We start from the raw sequence: 14,690 nt of genomic DNA, 5'->3' as shown, positions 1-14,690 counted from the left end.
GAATAGCCTCAGATGTTGAAGCTTTCGCCGCAGCCACATTCACCGCGCACGTTGGGGTTGTTGAACTTGAAGCCTTCGTTCAACCCTTCCTTGACGAAATCGAGTTCGGTGCCGTCCAGGTAGGTCAGGCTCTTGGGGTCGATAATCACTTTCTCGCCGTGACTTTCGAACACCTGGTCTTCCGCAACCACCTCGTCGACAAACTCCAGCACGTAGGCAAGGCCGGAACAGCCCGTGGTGCGAACACCCAGACGAATCCCCTCACCTTTACCGCGCCCATTCAGGGAGCGGCGAATGTGCTGCGCAGCCGCTTCTGTCATGCTGATAGCCATCGTTGACTCCTTACTCGTCGCCAAATGCTTAGATCAAGCCTTTCTTCTGCTTGTAGTCGCGAACGGCCGCCTTGATGGCGTCTTCAGCGAGTACCGAGCAGTGAATTTTCACCGGCGGCAGGGCCAGTTCTTCGGCCAACTGGGTATTGCTGATGGTGACAGCCTCATCCAGGGTCTTGCCTTTCATCCACTCGGTAGCGAGGGAGCTGGAGGCAATGGCGGAACCGCAGCCATATGTCTTGAATTTGGCGTCTTCGATAACGCCAGCTTCGTTGACCTTGATCTGCAGGCGCATCACATCGCCGCACGCCGGAGCGCCGACCATGCCGGTGCCGACATCAGGGTCTTCCGCGTTCATCTTGCCGACGTTGCGCGGGTTTTCGTAGTGGTCGATGACCTTTTCGCTGTAAGCCATGGTACTGAATCCTCACTCATCAGGGCCGCTCTGGAACCCTGTAAAAACGCCTGCGTTTTCCGCCACGTTCCTACAGAGCTTGGGTGGCGGCTTCTATATTTAGTGTGCCGCCCACTCGATCTTGGAAATATCGACACCGTCTTTGTACATGTCCCACAGCGGCGACAAAACGCGCAGCTTGTTGACGGCCTCGCAGACTTTCTGCGCGGCGTAGTCGACTTGTTCTTCGGTGGTGAAGCGGCCGAACGTAAAGCGGATCGAGCTATGTGCCAGTTCGTCGTTGCGGCCCAGGGCGCGCAGGACATACGAAGGCTCAAGCGAGGCCGAGGTGCAGGCCGAACCGGACGAAACCGCCAGGTCCTTGAGTGCCATGATCAGCGACTCGCCTTCGACGTAGTTGAAGCTCAAATTCAGGTTGTGCGGTACACGGGCGGTCATGCTGCCGTTGATGTACAGCTCTTCAAGGTTCTCGACCTGCTTGTAGAAGCGATCGCTGAGGGCCTTGATGCGCACGTTTTCGGCAGCCATGTCTTCCTTGGCTACGCGGAAAGCTTCGCCCATGCCGACGATCTGGTGGGTCGCCAGGGTGCCCGAACGCATGCCGCGCTCGTGACCGCCGCCGTGCATGGTGGCTTCGATACGCACGCGAGGCTTGCGGCTCACGTAGAGCGCGCCGATGCCTTTAGGGCCGTAGGTCTTGTGGGCAGAGAACGACATCAGGTCGACTTTCAGTTTCGACAGGTCGATGTCGACCTTGCCGGTGGACTGGGCAGCGTCGACGTGCAGCAGGATGCCCTTGGAACGGGTCAGCTCGCCAATGGCCGCGATGTCGTTGATGGTGCCGATTTCGTTGTTCACGTGGATCACGGAAACCAGGATGGTGTCTTCACGCAGCGCGGCCTCGATCATGGCCGGGGTGACGATACCGTCGGTGGTTGGCTCGAGGTAGGTCACCTCGAAACCTTCACGCTCCAGTTGGCGCATGGTGTCGAGGACAGCCTTGTGCTCAATCTTGGTGGTGATCAGGTGCTTGCCCTTGGTCGCGTAGAAATGCGCCGCGCCCTTGATTGCCAGGTTGTCGGACTCGGTGGCACCGGAGGTCCAGACGATTTCACGCGGGTCTGCACCCACCAGGTCAGCGACCTGGCGACGAGCGTTCTCGACCGCTTCCTCGGCTTTCCAGCCGAATACGTGGGAACGGGAGGCCGGGTTGCCGAAGTTTCCGTCAACCAGCAGGCATTCACTCATCTTTTGCGCGACACGCGGATCAACCGGGGTGGTCGCTGAGTAATCAAGGTAAATCGGCAATTTCATGGACTTTCTCCTAAATCAGGCTGGCTGGCGTGCCGTTAGCTCTTCGGCTGTCACTCGACGGCGGACGCTTCAATCTTGTCCAGACGCGGCGCCTTGGTGTTGCAACGGCGCTGGTCCTGACGCTGGGCTACTTCTTGCACCTCACGGCGAGTCACAAGATCAGCCAAGCTGATACCACTCAAAAACTCATGGATCTGCAGGCTCAAGTCACACCACAGGTGGTGCGTCAGGCAGGTGTCGCCGGCGTGGCAGTCACCCAGACCCTGGCATTTGGTTGCATCGACGGATTCGTTCACCGCGTCGATGACCTGGGCTACCTGGATGCCCTGCATGTCGCGGGACAGTTGATAGCCGCCGCCCGGCCCACGCACACTGGAAACCAGGTTGCTGCGGCGCAACTTGGCGAACAGTTGCTCGAGGTAGGACAGGGAAATGCCTTGGCGCTCGGAGATATCGGCCAGGGACACCGGCCCAGTTTGCGCGTGCAAGGCCAAGTCAAGCATGGCGGTCACCGCGTATCGGCCTTTTGTAGTCAGTCTCATGGACAAGTACCAAGGTGTTTCAGAATGGGAGCAAGTATGCGATTCCCGAGTATTTAAGTCAACTATAAGACCTAGTACTTTAGTCAGGATTACCCGTAAAAAGGGCGCGCGAATCATAGCAGGATGGGGTAGGGACGACCAGCAGGAACAAGGTCAACGCCCGATCTCATGACCAATGGAGATCAAATGTGGGATCTGCCTTGCCTGCGATTGGCGGTGGATCAGCAGCTCAAGGGGTAGCTGGCAGACCGCTATCACCGGCAAGCCAGCTCCCACAGGAGAGCTCTATCAACCGTAATATCTAGCCTGCCTTGGTGGCTGATGCTTCGTCCTTGATCTCGGCGAAGTCTTCTTCGCGCAACTCAGGCAGATCTTTCGCACAGTAAGGGCTGCCCAGATCCTTCAGCGCACCGCACATGCCCTCCAGCTTGCCATCTACGGCCTGCAGATGATCGAGCAACTGGCCGATGGCGCGTGCCACCGGGTCCGGCATGTCTTCGCTGACGCCGTAGGCATCGAAGCCGATCTTCTCGGCCATGGCCTTGCGCTTGGCTTCCTGCTCATCGCCGACTTCCGGCTTGACGATGATCCGCCCTGGAATGCCGACCACGGTCGCGCCGGCCGGTACCGCCTTGGTCACCACCGCATTGGAGCCGACCTTGGCGCCCGCGCCGACCGTGAACGGGCCAAGCACCTTGGCGCCCGCCCCGACCACCACGCCGTCTTCGAGGGTTGGGTGGCGCTTGCCTTTGTTCCAACTGGTACCGCCGAGGGTCACGCCCTGGTAGAGGGTTACGTCATCCCCAATTTCAGCCGTCTCGCCGATCACAATGCCCATGCCATGATCGATAAAGAAGCGACGCCCGACCTTGGCCCCCGGGTGGATTTCGATCCCGGTCAGCCAGCGACCGAAGTTCGACACCAGCCGCGCCAGCCATTTCCAGCCCATGCCCCACAAGGCGCCGGACAGGCGATGGATCCAGATTGCATGCATGCCCGGGTAGCACGTCAGCACTTCAAAGGCGTTGCGCGCCGCCGGGTCACGGTGGAAAACACTCTGGATATCTTCTCGCAAACGCTCGAACATTTTTAATCCTTCCGCTTAAGAAGCTCGCCACGGGCCGCTTTCTGGGTTTCCGTGAGGATGCCACGCAATATATTCATTTCCGCCCGGCTGACCGAGCTGCGTCCGTACAACCGACGCAGGCGCGCCATCAAGTGCCGTGGTTTTTCCGGATCGAGGAACTCAATGGCCACCAGGGTTTGCTCCAGGTGTTCATAGAATCGCTCCAGCTCGTCCATGGTGGCCAACTCGCCACTCTTGGTCGACGCCACTTCGTCCTTCTCGACCTTGCTCGGCTGCCCTTCTGCGGCCAGCCAGGCCATGCGCACTTCATAACTCAACACCTGCACCGCTGCCCCGAGGTTCAGCGAGCTGAACTCGGGGTCTGATGGAATGTGCACGTGGTAATGACATCGCTGCAGCTCTTCATTGGTGAGGCCGGAGTCTTCACGGCCAAACACCAGCGCGATCTCAGCGCCGCCAGCAGCCTCTTCCACGACCTTGGTCCCGCACTCGCGCGGATCCAGCAGCGGCCAGGGAATGCGGCGATCGCGAGCACTGGTGCCGAGCACCAGGTTGCAACCGACCAGGGCATCTTCCAAGGTGGCGACGACCTGGGCCTTTTCGAGGATGTCATTGGCGCCGGACGCACGGGCATCAGCCTCGTGATGGGGGAACACGCGCGGTTCGACCAGCACCAGGCGCGTCAGCCCCATGTTTTTCATGGCTCGCGCCACCCCGCCGATGTTGCCGGGATGACTGGTATTGACCAAGACGACACGAATGTTTTGCAGCAAGGGAGGCGCTCTCGGACACGGGAAAGGGGAGCAAATCTTACAGAACAGCCTAAGGTTATGCCATGAAAGCTAACGTCGTCCTTCACCTGAAGAAAGTTTCTGCTAGAATGCCCGGCTTTCTTTAACAACCTTAGGTGACACATCCATGCAGCCCATGCTGAATATCGCGCTGCGCGCCGCCCGCAGCGCCAGTGAATTGATCTTCCGCTCCATCGAGCGCCTGGATACCATCAAGGTCGACGAAAAAGACGCCAAGGATTATGTATCCGAGGTGGACCGCGCCGCCGAACAGAAAATCATCGACGCCCTGCGCAAGGCCTACCCTACCCACGGCATCCTCGGTGAAGAAACCGGCCTGCACAAAGGTAGCGGCGAAGGCGAAGACTACCTGTGGATCATCGACCCACTGGATGGCACCACCAACTTCCTGCGCGGCATCCCACACTTTGCTGTGAGCATTGCCTGCAAATACCGTGGCCGCCTGGAACACGCCGTCGTACTCGACCCGGTTCGCCAGGAAGAATTCACCGCCAGCCGTGGCCGTGGCGCCCAGTTGAATGGTCGTCGCCTGCGTGTCAGCGGCCGTACCAGCCTGGACGGCGCCCTGCTCGGCACCGGCTTCCCGTTCCGTGACGACCAGATGGACAACCTGGAAAACTACCTGGGCATGTTCCGCGCCCTGGTTGGCCAGACCGCCGGCATCCGCCGCGCCGGTGCCGCCAGCCTGGACCTGGCCTATGTGGCCGCAGGTCGTTTTGATGCGTTCTGGGAATCGGGCCTGTCCGAGTGGGACATGGCTGCAGGCGCCCTGCTGATCCAGGAAGCAGGCGGCCTGGTGAGCGACTTCACCGGCGGTCACGACTTCCTTGAGAAAGGCCACGTGGTTGCCGGCAACACCAAATGCTTCAAGGCAGTACTGACGGCGATCCAGCCGCACCTGCCGGCTTCGCTGAAACGCTAAGCGAGCGAGCACAAAAAAAGCACCCCGAGGGGTGCTTTTTTTATGCTTGGGATTTGGGGGCAAACCCAGTACCACTGACTCAACCACAATCCAATGTAGGCGCTGGCTTGCCTGCGATAGCGGTCAGCCAGCTAGCTAATCAGCTGGACCCACCGCAATCGCAAGCCAGCTCCTACATCCTGGCCAGTGCCAGGCTTATCAATTACTGCTGGTTCTGACCCAGGATCAGCCGACCTTCTTTATCGACTGGAATCTGGCCACCCGGATCACGGTCCATGCGCACAGACCCTTCCTTGCCATCCAGGTTGTAACGCACGTCATAACCGACCACCTTGTCGCTGATGTCATTGACGGTGTTACAACGGGTTTGAGTGGTGGTGTAGGTATCGCGGTTCTGCATGCCTTCCTGAACCTTGTTACCGGCGTAACCGCCACCGACCGCGCCAGCTACAGTAGCCAGCTTCTTGCCATTACCGCCACCGACCTGGTTGCCCAACAGGCCACCGGCCAGTGCGCCGACTACCGTGCCGACGATCTGATGTTGATCCTGAACCGGCTTCTGCCGGGTCACTGCGACGTCCTTGCAGACCTCGCGCGGGGTTTTGATCTGGGTTTTTACCGGCTGCACCGCCAGCACTTGCGCATACTCAGGGCCGCTTTTCACCAGGCTGTAGGTGGCAACAGCACCCCCGGCAGTCACACCGACAGCACCCAATACCGCACCAACCAGCAACGACTTGTTCACGTGAACCTCCTGACCATCACAAACGGACCGAAAGATCCGCGCTATACCCAGCCTTGGAGCAAAAAAAAAGGCACGAGTTCAATACTCGTGCCTTCTTTGTAACAGCAGATCAACAAGCGCCCATCAAGGGCGGTCGTCGACCTCCTTGCCAGTCGCAGCAGGAGGGATCAGGTCTTCGCTGTTGAGGTTCAGCCAGATCAGCACCACGTTGGCGATGTAGATCGACGAGTAGGTACCCGCCAGAACGCCGATGAACAGCGCCAGGGAGAAGCCCCACAGGTTGTCGCCGCCGAAGATCATCAGTGCCGCGATCGCCAGCAAGGTGGAGATCGACGTCGCCATGGTCCGCAACAGGGTCTGGGTGGTGGAAACGTTGATGTTCTCGATCAACGACGCCTTGCGCAGTACCCGGAAGTTCTCACGAACCCGGTCGAATACCACGATGGTGTCGTTGAGGGAGTAACCAATGATCGCCAGTACCGCCGCGAGCACGGTCAGGTCGAAGGTGATCTGGAAGTACGCCAGGATGCCCACGGTCACGATCACGTCGTGGATCAGCGACACAATGGCGCCGACACCGAATTTCCACTGAAAGCGGAATGCCAGGTAGATCATGATGCCGACCAGCGCCATCAGCATGCCGAGGCCGCCCTGGTCGCGCAGCTCTTCACCGACCTGCGGGCCCACGAACTCGACGCGCTTGACCGACGCCGGGTTGTCACCGCCGACCTTCTGCAAGGCCTCGGCGACCTGGTGACCCAGTTGCGGGTCTTCGCCCGGCATACGCACCAGCAGGTCGGTGGTGGCACCGAAGCTCTGCACGATGGCTTCGTGATAGCCGGCCTTGACCAGCTCGTTGCGCACCAGGGTGACGTCGGCCGGCTTCTCGTAGGTCAGCTCGATGAGCGTACCGCCGGTGAAGTCCAGACCGTAGTTCAGACCCTTATGGAACCAGCTGAACAACGCCAGAACGGTAAGGAGCACGGTGACGCCGAACGCAACGTTGCGAACGCCCATGAAGTTGATTGTACGTAACATGGCAGCCCCTTAAATCCACAACTTCTTGAAGTCACGCCCGCCAAAGATCAGGTTGACCATTGCGCGGGTCACCATGATGGCCGTGAACATCGAGGTAAAGATACCGAGGGACATGGTCACCGCAAAACCTTTGACCGGGCCGGTGCCCATGGCAAAGAGAATCCCGCCGACCAGCAAAGTGGTCAAGTTGGAGTCGAGAATCGCGGTAAATGCCCGGCCGAAGCCTTCGTTGATTGCACGCTGCACGGTCATGCCGGCGGCGATCTCTTCACGGATCCGCGAGAAGATCAGCACGTTGGCGTCTACCGCCATACCCATGGTGAGTACGATACCGGCGATACCTGGCAGGGTCAGTGTAGCGCCCAGCAGCGACATCAGGGCCAGCAGCATCACCATGTTGCCCGCCAGGGCCACGGTGGCGATGATGCCGAAGAAGCGGTAGATGGCGATGATGAACAGCGACACGAACAGCATGCCCCACAAGGCCGCGTCGATACCCTTGGTGATGTTGTCGGCACCCAGGCTCGGGCCGATGGTACGTTCTTCAGCGAAGTACATCGGTGCAGCCAGGCCACCGGCACGCAGCAACAGGGCCAGCTCCGAGGACTCACCCTGGCCGTTCAGGCCAGTGATACGGAATTGAGCACCCAGCGGCGACTGGATGGTCGCCAGGCTGATGATCTTCTTCTCTTCCTTGAAGGTCTGTACCGGCACGTCTTTCTCGACGCCGTTGACGACCTGCTTGGTGTAGGTGGTCACCGGGCGTTGCTCGATGAAGATCACCGCCATGCTGCGACCGACGTTGCTGCGCGTGGCGCGGCTCATCAGTTCGCCGCCGTGGCCATCCAGGCGGATGTTCACTTCAGGGGTACCGTGCTCGCCGAAACCGGCCTTGGCGTCAGTCACCTGGTCACCGGTGATGATCAAGCCACGCTCGATCAGCGCTGGAGGACGGTTGCCTTCGCGGAACTCGAACTCTTCGGCAGTCGCGCGGGTAGCACCTGGCTCAGCCGCCAGACGGAATTCCAGGTTGGCAGTCTTGCCCAGGATACGCTTGGCTTCAGCAGTGTCCTGCACGCCCGGCAGCTCAACCACGATGCGGTTGGCACCCTGGCGCTGAACGATCGGCTCGGCCACACCCAGCTCGTTGACGCGGTTACGTACCGTGGTCAAGTTCTGCTTGATGGAGTATTCGCGGATTTCCGCCAGCTTGGCTGGGGTCATCGCCAGACGCAGTACAGCCTGGCCATTGAGGTCAGCCGGCACGATGTCGAAATCGTTGAAATTCTTGCGGATCAGCGCACGGGCCTGTTCGCGCGAAGCTTCGTCAGAGAAGCCCAGCTGGATGGCACCATTGAGCTGCGGCAGACTGCGATAACGCAACTTCTCTTTGCGCAGCAGGCTCTTCACGTCGCCTTCGTAGACTTTCAGGCGAGCGTCGAGGGCTTTGTCCATGTCGACTTCCAGCAGGAAGTGCACACCACCGGACAAGTCCAGGCCCAGCTTCATCGGGTGCGCGCCGATCTTGCGCAACCAGGTCGGCGTGGTCTGTGCCAGGTTGAGCGCGACGACGTAGTCATCACCCATGACCTTGCGCACAACGTCTTTGGCCGGCAATTGGTCTTCTGCCTTGGTCAGGCGCAGCAAGCCGCCCTTCGCATCAGCCGCCAACGTTGCCGCTTTAACCTGGATGCCAGCGTCGGTCAGTGCCTTGCTCGCGCGTTCCAGGTCAGCCTGATTGACTTGCAGCGAAGTGCTGGCGCCAGTGATCTGGATCGCCGGGTCATCAGGATAGAGATTGGGAGCGGAATAAATAAAACCGATCGCCAGCACCGCCAGGATCAGTACGTATTTCCACAGAGGGTATTTGTTCAGCATCACGCCGCCCGCTTATAACGCGGGGCGCCTTGCGCGCCCCGTCGATTGGTAAAGGTTGTTACTCAGATCGCTTTGAGCGTGCCTTTAGGCAGCGTGGCGGCGATGGCGCCCTTCTGGAACTTCATTTCTACGGTGTCGGAGACTTCCAGAACCACGAAAGCGTCGGAAACCTTGGTGATCTTGCCAGCGATGCCGCCGGTGGTCACAACTTCGTCACCTTTCTGCAGGCTGCCGAGCAGGTTCTTCTGCTCTTTGGCGCGCTTGGCCTGTGGACGCCAGATCATCAGGTAGAAGATGACCAGGAAGCCGACCAGGAAAATCCACTCGAAACCACCGCCCATAGGACCGGCAGCGGCAGGCGCAGCGGCATCAGCCATGGCGTTAGAGATAAAAAAGCTCATTTAGCACTCCAGTTGCAAATAGTGAATCTTAGGGTCGGAAAACTCAGTCCAAGGGCGGCACAGGGAGCCCGCGCTTGGCATAGAAGGCATCGACGAAGGCGGCCAATGTACCCTGTTGAATAGCCTCGCGCAAACCAGCCATCAGGACTTGGTAGTGACGCAAATTGTGGATGGTATTCAACATGCTACCCAGCATTTCCCCACACTTGTCCAGATGGTGCAGATAAGCACGGGAGAAGTTCTGGCAGGTGTAGCAATCACAGGTGGGATCCAGCGGCGAATCATCATGGCGATGGAACGCGTTACGGATCTTCAGCACGCCTGTATCGATGAACAGATGCCCATTGCGGGCATTACGGGTTGGCATCACGCAATCGAACATGTCCACACCGCGGCGCACACCCTCTACGAGATCCTCGGGTTTGCCAACGCCCATAAGGTAACGAGGTTTGTCAGCCGGCATCAGGCCCGGCAGGTAATCTAGCACCTTGATCATTTCGTGCTTGGGCTCGCCCACCGACAAACCGCCGATGGCCAGGCCGTCAAAGCCAATCTTGTCCAAGCCTTCGAGCGAGCGTTTGCGCAGGCTTTCGTGCATGCCACCCTGGACAATACCGAACAGTGCGGCAGTGTTGTCGCCATGCGCATTCTTCGAGCGCTGAGCCCAACGCAGGGACAGCTCCATGGAAATCCGCGCGACGTCTTCATCGGCCGGGTACGGCGTGCACTCGTCGAAAATCATCACGATGTCGGAGCCCAGGTCACGCTGCACCTGCATCGACTCTTCCGGGCCCATGAACACCTTGGAACCGTCCACCGGCGAGGCGAAGGTCACGCCTTCCTCCTTGATCTTGCGCATGGCGCCCAGGCTGAACACCTGGAAACCACCCGAGTCGGTGAGGATCGGGCCTTGCCACTTCATGAAGTCATGCAGGTCGCCGTGCTTCTTGATCACTTCCGTGCCTGGGCGCAGCCACAGGTGGAAGGTGTTGCCGAGGATGATCTCGGCTCCGGTGGCGACGATGTCACGCGGCAGCATGCCCTTGACGGTACCGTAAGTACCCACGGGCATGAACGCCGGGGTCTCGACGGTGCCGCGCGGGAAAGTCAGGCGACCCCGACGGGCTTTGCCGTCGGTGGCGAGCAGTTCAAACGACATACGACTCATAGTTGTTCCTCTGGGCCGCGCGGCGCCGGATTACGGGTGATAAACATCGCATCACCGTAGCTGAAAAAACGGTATCCGTTGTCGATGGCGGCTTGATAAGCGGCCATGGTCTCGGGATAACCGGCAAATGCCGACACCAGCATCAACAGCGTGGATTCCGGCAAATGGAAGTTGGTGACCAGGCAATCGACCACATGGAACGGCCGGCCTGGGTAAATGAAGATATCGGTGTCGCCACTGAACGGCTTGAGCACGCCATCACGCGCTGCACTCTCCAGGGAACGCACGCTGGTAGTGCCTACCGCAATCACCCGCCCGCCGCGCGCCTTGCAAGCGTCAACCGCGTCCACGACTTCCTGGCTGACTTCCAGCCATTCGCTGTGCATATGGTGATCTTCGATCTTATCCACACGCACCGGCTGAAACGTGCCGGCCCCCACGTGCAGGGTCACATAGGCGGTCTCGACGCCCTTGGCGGCGATCGCATCCAGCAGCGGCTGGTCGAAATGCAGCCCGGCAGTCGGTGCAGCGACGGCGCCGAGGCGCTGGGAATACACCGTCTGATAGCGCTCGCGGTCCGAGTCTTCGTCGGGGCGGTCTATATAAGGAGGCAACGGCATATGGCCGACGCGCTCCAGCAACGGCAACACCTCTTCGGCGAACTTGAGTTCGAACAGCGCATCATGACGCGCGACCATCTCGGCTTCGCCACCACCATCGATGAGGATGCTCGAGCCCGGTTTCGGCGACTTGCTGGAGCGCACATGGGCCAGCACGCGATGGCTATCCAGCACCCGCTCCACCAGAATTTCCAGCTTGCCGCCGGACGCTTTCTGGCCAAACAGCCGTGCCGGAATCACCCGGGTATTGTTGAACACCATCAGATCGCCAGGGCGCAAATGCTCAAGCAAATCAGTGAATTGACGGTGTGCGAGGGCACCACTCACCCCGTCCAGGGTCAGCAGTCGACTGGCGCGACGCTCGGCCAAAGGATGGCGAGCGATCAGCGAATCAGGGAGCTCAAAAGTAAAGTCAGCAACGCGCATGATGGGGTTCGTCTAGCAGGGCCGGGAAGTCTAGCGGAAATAGTCAAAATTGACCATGAAACGTGATTGACCAACGGTAATCACCTCTCTATACTTCGCCGCCATTGAGCCCTGATGGCGGAATTGGTAGACGCGGCGGATTCAAAATCCGTTTTCGAAAGGAGTGGGAGTTCGAGTCTCCCTCGGGGCACCATCTTAAAAAAAGACCTTGAAATTCAAGGTCTTTTTTTCGTCTGTAGAAAAGTGGCCGACCCGCGAAATGACCGGTCGCCGCCGTCGCCACCTTGAAATGCAGTCTCCTGTGGGAGCTGGCTTGCCTGCGAAAACGCCAGCCCCAACAGCCTCAAACCACCTGCCTACACACGACTCTCTTCCCCCTCCTCCTCCACACCATTCGGCAACATCCCATTCGCCAAATCATCCACCACCGCCTTCGCCATCTCCCCCAAATAATGCGCCGCCCAGGCATAGCGATCCGCACCCTTCTCCATCGCTGCATCCAACGCCAGCATTTTGGAACAATGGAGAAGTTCGGAGGCATGCTCCAAGGCATCACGGATGGGCACGCCGGAATTGACGCGGAATAGGCGGTGGAGATTTGGCTGATTGCCGCAGGTAGAAAAGGTGATGACGCCGAGGGTTTTGTTGAGGGGTGGATTGATCATTGGCCACCTACCAGATGGACGGAAGTGCCAGTTGAGGGATTTCGAAGGTAAGACCTGTCAGAAACGATCATTGCTTAAGCTCCTAATGTAGAGAGCTGCCACGTTCGTTTCTCATGCGAATGGGTGGCAGCTATGCGCGGGCTGAGAAACCGGGACAATAGGAACCCGGCAGACCCGAAGGTCTCCCACGCATAGCCGCCATTACACAGACTTACGGGCGATAAAAAGCGCCAACAGTCTAATGGATGGTGGCGCCTATGCGCCTATTGTTTCTCGGATTCTCAAGTCCGGTCGCTAGGTTGATAGCGACACAGCGGAAGGTAGCGCAGGAGCGGTTGAAGCAGAAGCCAGGATCTGTGGCGGGAAATTTCCGGCGGACTGCCTGGAGCGTCGTGAACGTCAGTAGCGAAATTTTCGCCTTGCTCCAATTACAAAATGTACCGAATGGTTTGAGGACGCTGCCGTCCAATCTGATGTACTCCAGCATCAGGTAGCCGAGTTTTTTGGTACACGCCACGACTGCATTCCTGAATATCGTTCATAGCTGTTCCTCAATAGCGCCAAAAAAAATGTCGAGAGAGTCGGAGAATGAGTCACATCATTTCTATATGGGCATCCACCATTGCGCTTGCCATTCGAACGCAATATTCGTCGGCCAAGTCTTCTTGGGTCATCTCCTTCAATCGTTCAATGTCGGGTGCATGGTCCATGAGCTCGATCAGTTTCTCTTTTGTGCTGCTCGAGTATGTTTCCCAGAGGAAGTCGAACCAGTCCAGGTCAGTCTTCGGACTAGAGCGGCCAGCATTCCTATCAATAACTCCAAAGAAGGTCTTAGGGTGCTGGGCATGGGCCTTTAGTTCATCATCCATCAACGGAATCTTGACTATGAAGCGCTGCTGATCGTCGCTACAAGCGATACAAAATGCCTCACCCGACTTCGGCATGACGACGCAATTCTCTAGCGTCGCCTCGATCTGCGTCCCATTAGGTCCTGGTACCTCCATCCGCTGACCAACCTGTAGCCGTGCCTTGGGAATTCCACCAGAGAACGACTCGGCCTCTCCATCGAACGTAGCGGGAATGCGCCGGTGCTTCTGCATCGACTCCAGCAGCGCAAAGACGGGCGCATGCCGGCGCCTAGTTTTGACCTGTTGAAGCAGGTTTTTCAGCCCAGGGTGAAGATCTTCGAGGTGGAAGCCCCACAGCAGCACTCCGTAAGGCAGATCAATTGCATCAAGGTGATGCTCCTCTGGATCGAAGGTGACTATGACATATGCCTGCGGAAGCTTTTGCCCAGTAGGGTCTCGCTCATATAGCTTTAAGAGGTTTTCAGCCTCCACAAGCGCTACAGGGTTAGGCTGGCCTCTGCCCAGTTCCAGGCGTCCGTCGTTTGTGTCAATGAAAACAATGCGAGGATGATCCGACTTTTTGCTCAAAGCGCGATTCATTTGCCTGTTGATTTTCATCCGCCCCCCTTCTCGTCGCTTGGCCTCAACTGCGTAGATCGCACCGGACTTAGTGTCAGTAGCGATGAACTCAACGTGAGTAGTACGTCTGTCAGTTTCATCTTGGTGCTGCAGGCTGAAGCCTGCCCGAATCAGGGCGGCGGCGACCCGTACTTCGTACAACGCGCCGGGGAAGTTCTTAGGGCATTTGATTCGGTCGATAAGCAGCTTCTGGACCTCGATGGCGTGCTTCAGGCTGTAAAGGTCATATGCGAAGCGCATATAGGCACCATTAGCCCCCGTCATCGGCTGAGGAGCACCTGTCCCCTTCTGTTCCATATGAGCTTTCGAGTGCTCATAGCTTCGGACCGCCCAGGTGAGAATACGATGTCGCTCCTCTAGAGGCTTGCTTCCCTCTGACGTCCACCACTCTCTACCCAAGACGATCTTCGGGTAGTCGTTCAGGAAGTCGTGAAAAGTTTTCCACTTCTGTGAAGAGTGCATCGTCTGACCGACGGCTATGATCCTGTGATCATGGAACTCAGTGGAAATGATAGGCCTACCGAGGCCTTGTTGCTCACGCCTCTGAAACTCTTGGGCTTCATGACAAGCAAGTGTCATCTGTATCTTCTGGCGCATGCGCGCCCCATTCAGCTTTAGCGCTACGTCGAGACTGTCGATGGAACCATGACATTTTTTAAACTTGCGACCGCTGCCGCAAGGGCAAGGATCATTTCGGCCATGCTTTACGTGCATCGGTATAGGCTTCCTAGAAGGTCAAATTGAGCGCCACGAAATGGCCGCTAAGGCCTATTGTTAATGGCAGCCTCTGGCCGATTGCGGCCCTCGTCGACAAACAACAATCGGCCAGAACCGGACG

15 protein-coding genes and 1 tRNA gene are annotated in these 14,690 nt (G+C 58.4%); 2 read left to right on the top strand and 14 right to left on the bottom strand.

Annotated elements, in window-relative coordinates:
* Positions 1 to 8 precede the first annotated feature (8 nt).
* From iscA to trmJ, 6 genes are all read right to left on the bottom strand, one after another.
* Positions 9 to 332 (bottom strand): iron-sulfur cluster assembly protein IscA, encoded by a 324-nt coding sequence (iscA, locus tag BBG20_RS26190; protein WP_003175963.1) that lies wholly within the window; start codon positions 330 to 332, stop codon positions 9 to 11.
* A 28-nt stretch (positions 333 to 360) separates the two neighbouring features.
* Positions 361 to 747, bottom strand: coding sequence for a Fe-S cluster assembly scaffold IscU (iscU, locus tag BBG20_RS26185; RefSeq protein ID WP_003209682.1), 387 nt, complete (start codon positions 745 to 747; stop codon positions 361 to 363).
* Positions 748 to 846: 99 nt separating this feature from the next.
* Positions 847 to 2,061 carry an IscS subfamily cysteine desulfurase gene (locus tag BBG20_RS26180; RefSeq protein ID WP_017530022.1) on the bottom strand — a complete coding sequence of 405 codons (1,215 nt, stop codon included), beginning with the start codon at positions 2,059 to 2,061 and terminating at the stop codon, positions 847 to 849.
* 50 nt (positions 2,062 to 2,111) lie between these two features.
* Complete coding sequence (gene iscR / locus BBG20_RS26175) at positions 2,112 to 2,603, bottom strand: Fe-S cluster assembly transcriptional regulator IscR (protein ID WP_003194020.1); 492 nt, start codon at positions 2,601 to 2,603, stop codon at positions 2,112 to 2,114.
* A gap of 301 nt (positions 2,604 to 2,904) precedes the next feature.
* Complete coding sequence (cysE, locus tag BBG20_RS26170; protein WP_065908617.1) at positions 2,905 to 3,690, bottom strand: serine O-acetyltransferase; 786 nt, start codon at positions 3,688 to 3,690, stop codon at positions 2,905 to 2,907.
* Between the two features lie 2 nt (positions 3,691 to 3,692).
* The gene (gene trmJ / locus BBG20_RS26165; RefSeq protein ID WP_003210307.1) at positions 3,693 to 4,463 is read right to left on the bottom strand and encodes a tRNA (cytosine(32)/uridine(32)-2'-O)-methyltransferase TrmJ; all 771 of its coding nucleotides are present in this window, start codon (positions 4,461 to 4,463) and stop codon (positions 3,693 to 3,695) included.
* 145 nt (positions 4,464 to 4,608) lie between these two features.
* On the opposite strand from trmJ, the gene suhB reads away from it, so the two are divergent.
* Positions 4,609 to 5,424: a type III secretion system regulator SuhB gene (gene suhB / locus BBG20_RS26160; protein ID WP_003175971.1), complete on the top strand. Its 816-nt coding sequence runs from the start codon at positions 4,609 to 4,611 to the stop codon at positions 5,422 to 5,424.
* Between the two features lie 202 nt (positions 5,425 to 5,626).
* Here the strand turns inward: suhB and BBG20_RS26155 are convergent, their stop codons facing one another.
* The 6 genes from BBG20_RS26155 to queA all read right to left on the bottom strand — a co-directional run bounded on the left by BBG20_RS26155 (position 5,627) and on the right by queA (position 11,700).
* Complete coding sequence (locus BBG20_RS26155; protein WP_065908615.1) at positions 5,627 to 6,169, bottom strand: glycine zipper 2TM domain-containing protein; 543 nt, start codon at positions 6,167 to 6,169, stop codon at positions 5,627 to 5,629.
* A gap of 123 nt (positions 6,170 to 6,292) precedes the next feature.
* Positions 6,293 to 7,207 (bottom strand): protein translocase subunit SecF, encoded by a 915-nt coding sequence (secF, locus tag BBG20_RS26150; RefSeq protein WP_065908613.1) that lies wholly within the window; start codon positions 7,205 to 7,207, stop codon positions 6,293 to 6,295.
* A gap of 9 nt (positions 7,208 to 7,216) precedes the next feature.
* Positions 7,217 to 9,085 carry a protein translocase subunit SecD gene (gene secD, locus BBG20_RS26145; protein ID WP_065908611.1) on the bottom strand — a complete coding sequence of 623 codons (1,869 nt, stop codon included), beginning with the start codon at positions 9,083 to 9,085 and terminating at the stop codon, positions 7,217 to 7,219.
* Positions 9,086 to 9,147: 62 nt separating this feature from the next.
* Positions 9,148 to 9,486: a preprotein translocase subunit YajC gene (gene yajC / locus BBG20_RS26140; RefSeq protein ID WP_003175975.1), complete on the bottom strand. Its 339-nt coding sequence runs from the start codon at positions 9,484 to 9,486 to the stop codon at positions 9,148 to 9,150.
* Positions 9,487 to 9,529: 43 nt separating this feature from the next.
* Positions 9,530 to 10,645, bottom strand: coding sequence for a tRNA guanosine(34) transglycosylase Tgt (gene tgt / locus BBG20_RS26135; RefSeq protein ID WP_003175976.1), 1,116 nt, complete (start codon positions 10,643 to 10,645; stop codon positions 9,530 to 9,532).
* A gap of 5 nt (positions 10,646 to 10,650) precedes the next feature.
* Complete coding sequence (gene queA / locus BBG20_RS26130; protein WP_065908609.1) at positions 10,651 to 11,700, bottom strand: tRNA preQ1(34) S-adenosylmethionine ribosyltransferase-isomerase QueA; 1,050 nt, start codon at positions 11,698 to 11,700, stop codon at positions 10,651 to 10,653.
* 108 nt (positions 11,701 to 11,808) lie between these two features.
* Here queA and BBG20_RS26125 point away from each other — a divergent pair.
* A tRNA-Leu gene (locus tag BBG20_RS26125) sits at positions 11,809 to 11,893 on the top strand.
* A 163-nt stretch (positions 11,894 to 12,056) separates the two neighbouring features.
* Here BBG20_RS26125 and BBG20_RS26120 read toward each other — a convergent pair.
* A complete protein-coding gene (locus BBG20_RS26120; RefSeq protein WP_065908601.1) occupies positions 12,057 to 12,365 on the bottom strand; it encodes a DUF3077 domain-containing protein in 309 nt (102 codons plus the stop codon).
* A gap of 593 nt (positions 12,366 to 12,958) precedes the next feature.
* Entirely contained in the window at positions 12,959 to 14,566 is a 1,608-nt protein-coding gene (locus BBG20_RS26110; RefSeq protein ID WP_083221490.1) for a YecA family protein, read from the bottom strand.
* Positions 14,567 to 14,690: the final 124 nt, after the last annotated feature.

Source organism: Pseudomonas aylmerensis (assembly GCF_001702265.1).
GTDB lineage: Bacteria > Pseudomonadota > Gammaproteobacteria > Pseudomonadales > Pseudomonadaceae > Aquipseudomonas > Aquipseudomonas aylmerensis.
This window is presented reverse-complemented; position numbering and strand designations above follow the sequence as displayed.

Coding starts and splice junctions, on each gene's coding strand:
- BBG20_RS26120 (WP_065908601.1), bottom strand. CDS start 12,365: ATGATCAATCCACCCCTCAACAAAACCCTCGGCGTCATCACCTTTTCT.
- yajC (WP_003175975.1), bottom strand. CDS start 9,486: ATGAGCTTTTTTATCTCTAACGCCATGGCTGATGCCGCTGCGCCTGCC.
- BBG20_RS26110 (WP_083221490.1), bottom strand. CDS start 14,566: ATGCACGTAAAGCATGGCCGAAATGATCCTTGCCCTTGCGGCAGCGGT.
- iscA (WP_003175963.1), bottom strand. CDS start 332: ATGGCTATCAGCATGACAGAAGCGGCTGCGCAGCACATTCGCCGCTCC.
- iscU (WP_003209682.1), bottom strand. CDS start 747: ATGGCTTACAGCGAAAAGGTCATCGACCACTACGAAAACCCGCGCAAC.
- secF (WP_065908613.1), bottom strand. CDS start 7,207: ATGTTACGTACAATCAACTTCATGGGCGTTCGCAACGTTGCGTTCGGC.
- secD (WP_065908611.1), bottom strand. CDS start 9,085: ATGCTGAACAAATACCCTCTGTGGAAATACGTACTGATCCTGGCGGTG.
- iscR (WP_003194020.1), bottom strand. CDS start 2,603: ATGAGACTGACTACAAAAGGCCGATACGCGGTGACCGCCATGCTTGAC.
- queA (WP_065908609.1), bottom strand. CDS start 11,700: ATGCGCGTTGCTGACTTTACTTTTGAGCTCCCTGATTCGCTGATCGCT.
- tgt (WP_003175976.1), bottom strand. CDS start 10,645: ATGTCGTTTGAACTGCTCGCCACCGACGGCAAAGCCCGTCGGGGTCGC.
- cysE (WP_065908617.1), bottom strand. CDS start 3,690: ATGTTCGAGCGTTTGCGAGAAGATATCCAGAGTGTTTTCCACCGTGAC.
- BBG20_RS26180 (WP_017530022.1), bottom strand. CDS start 2,061: ATGAAATTGCCGATTTACCTTGATTACTCAGCGACCACCCCGGTTGAT.
- suhB (WP_003175971.1), top strand. CDS start 4,609: ATGCAGCCCATGCTGAATATCGCGCTGCGCGCCGCCCGCAGCGCCAGT.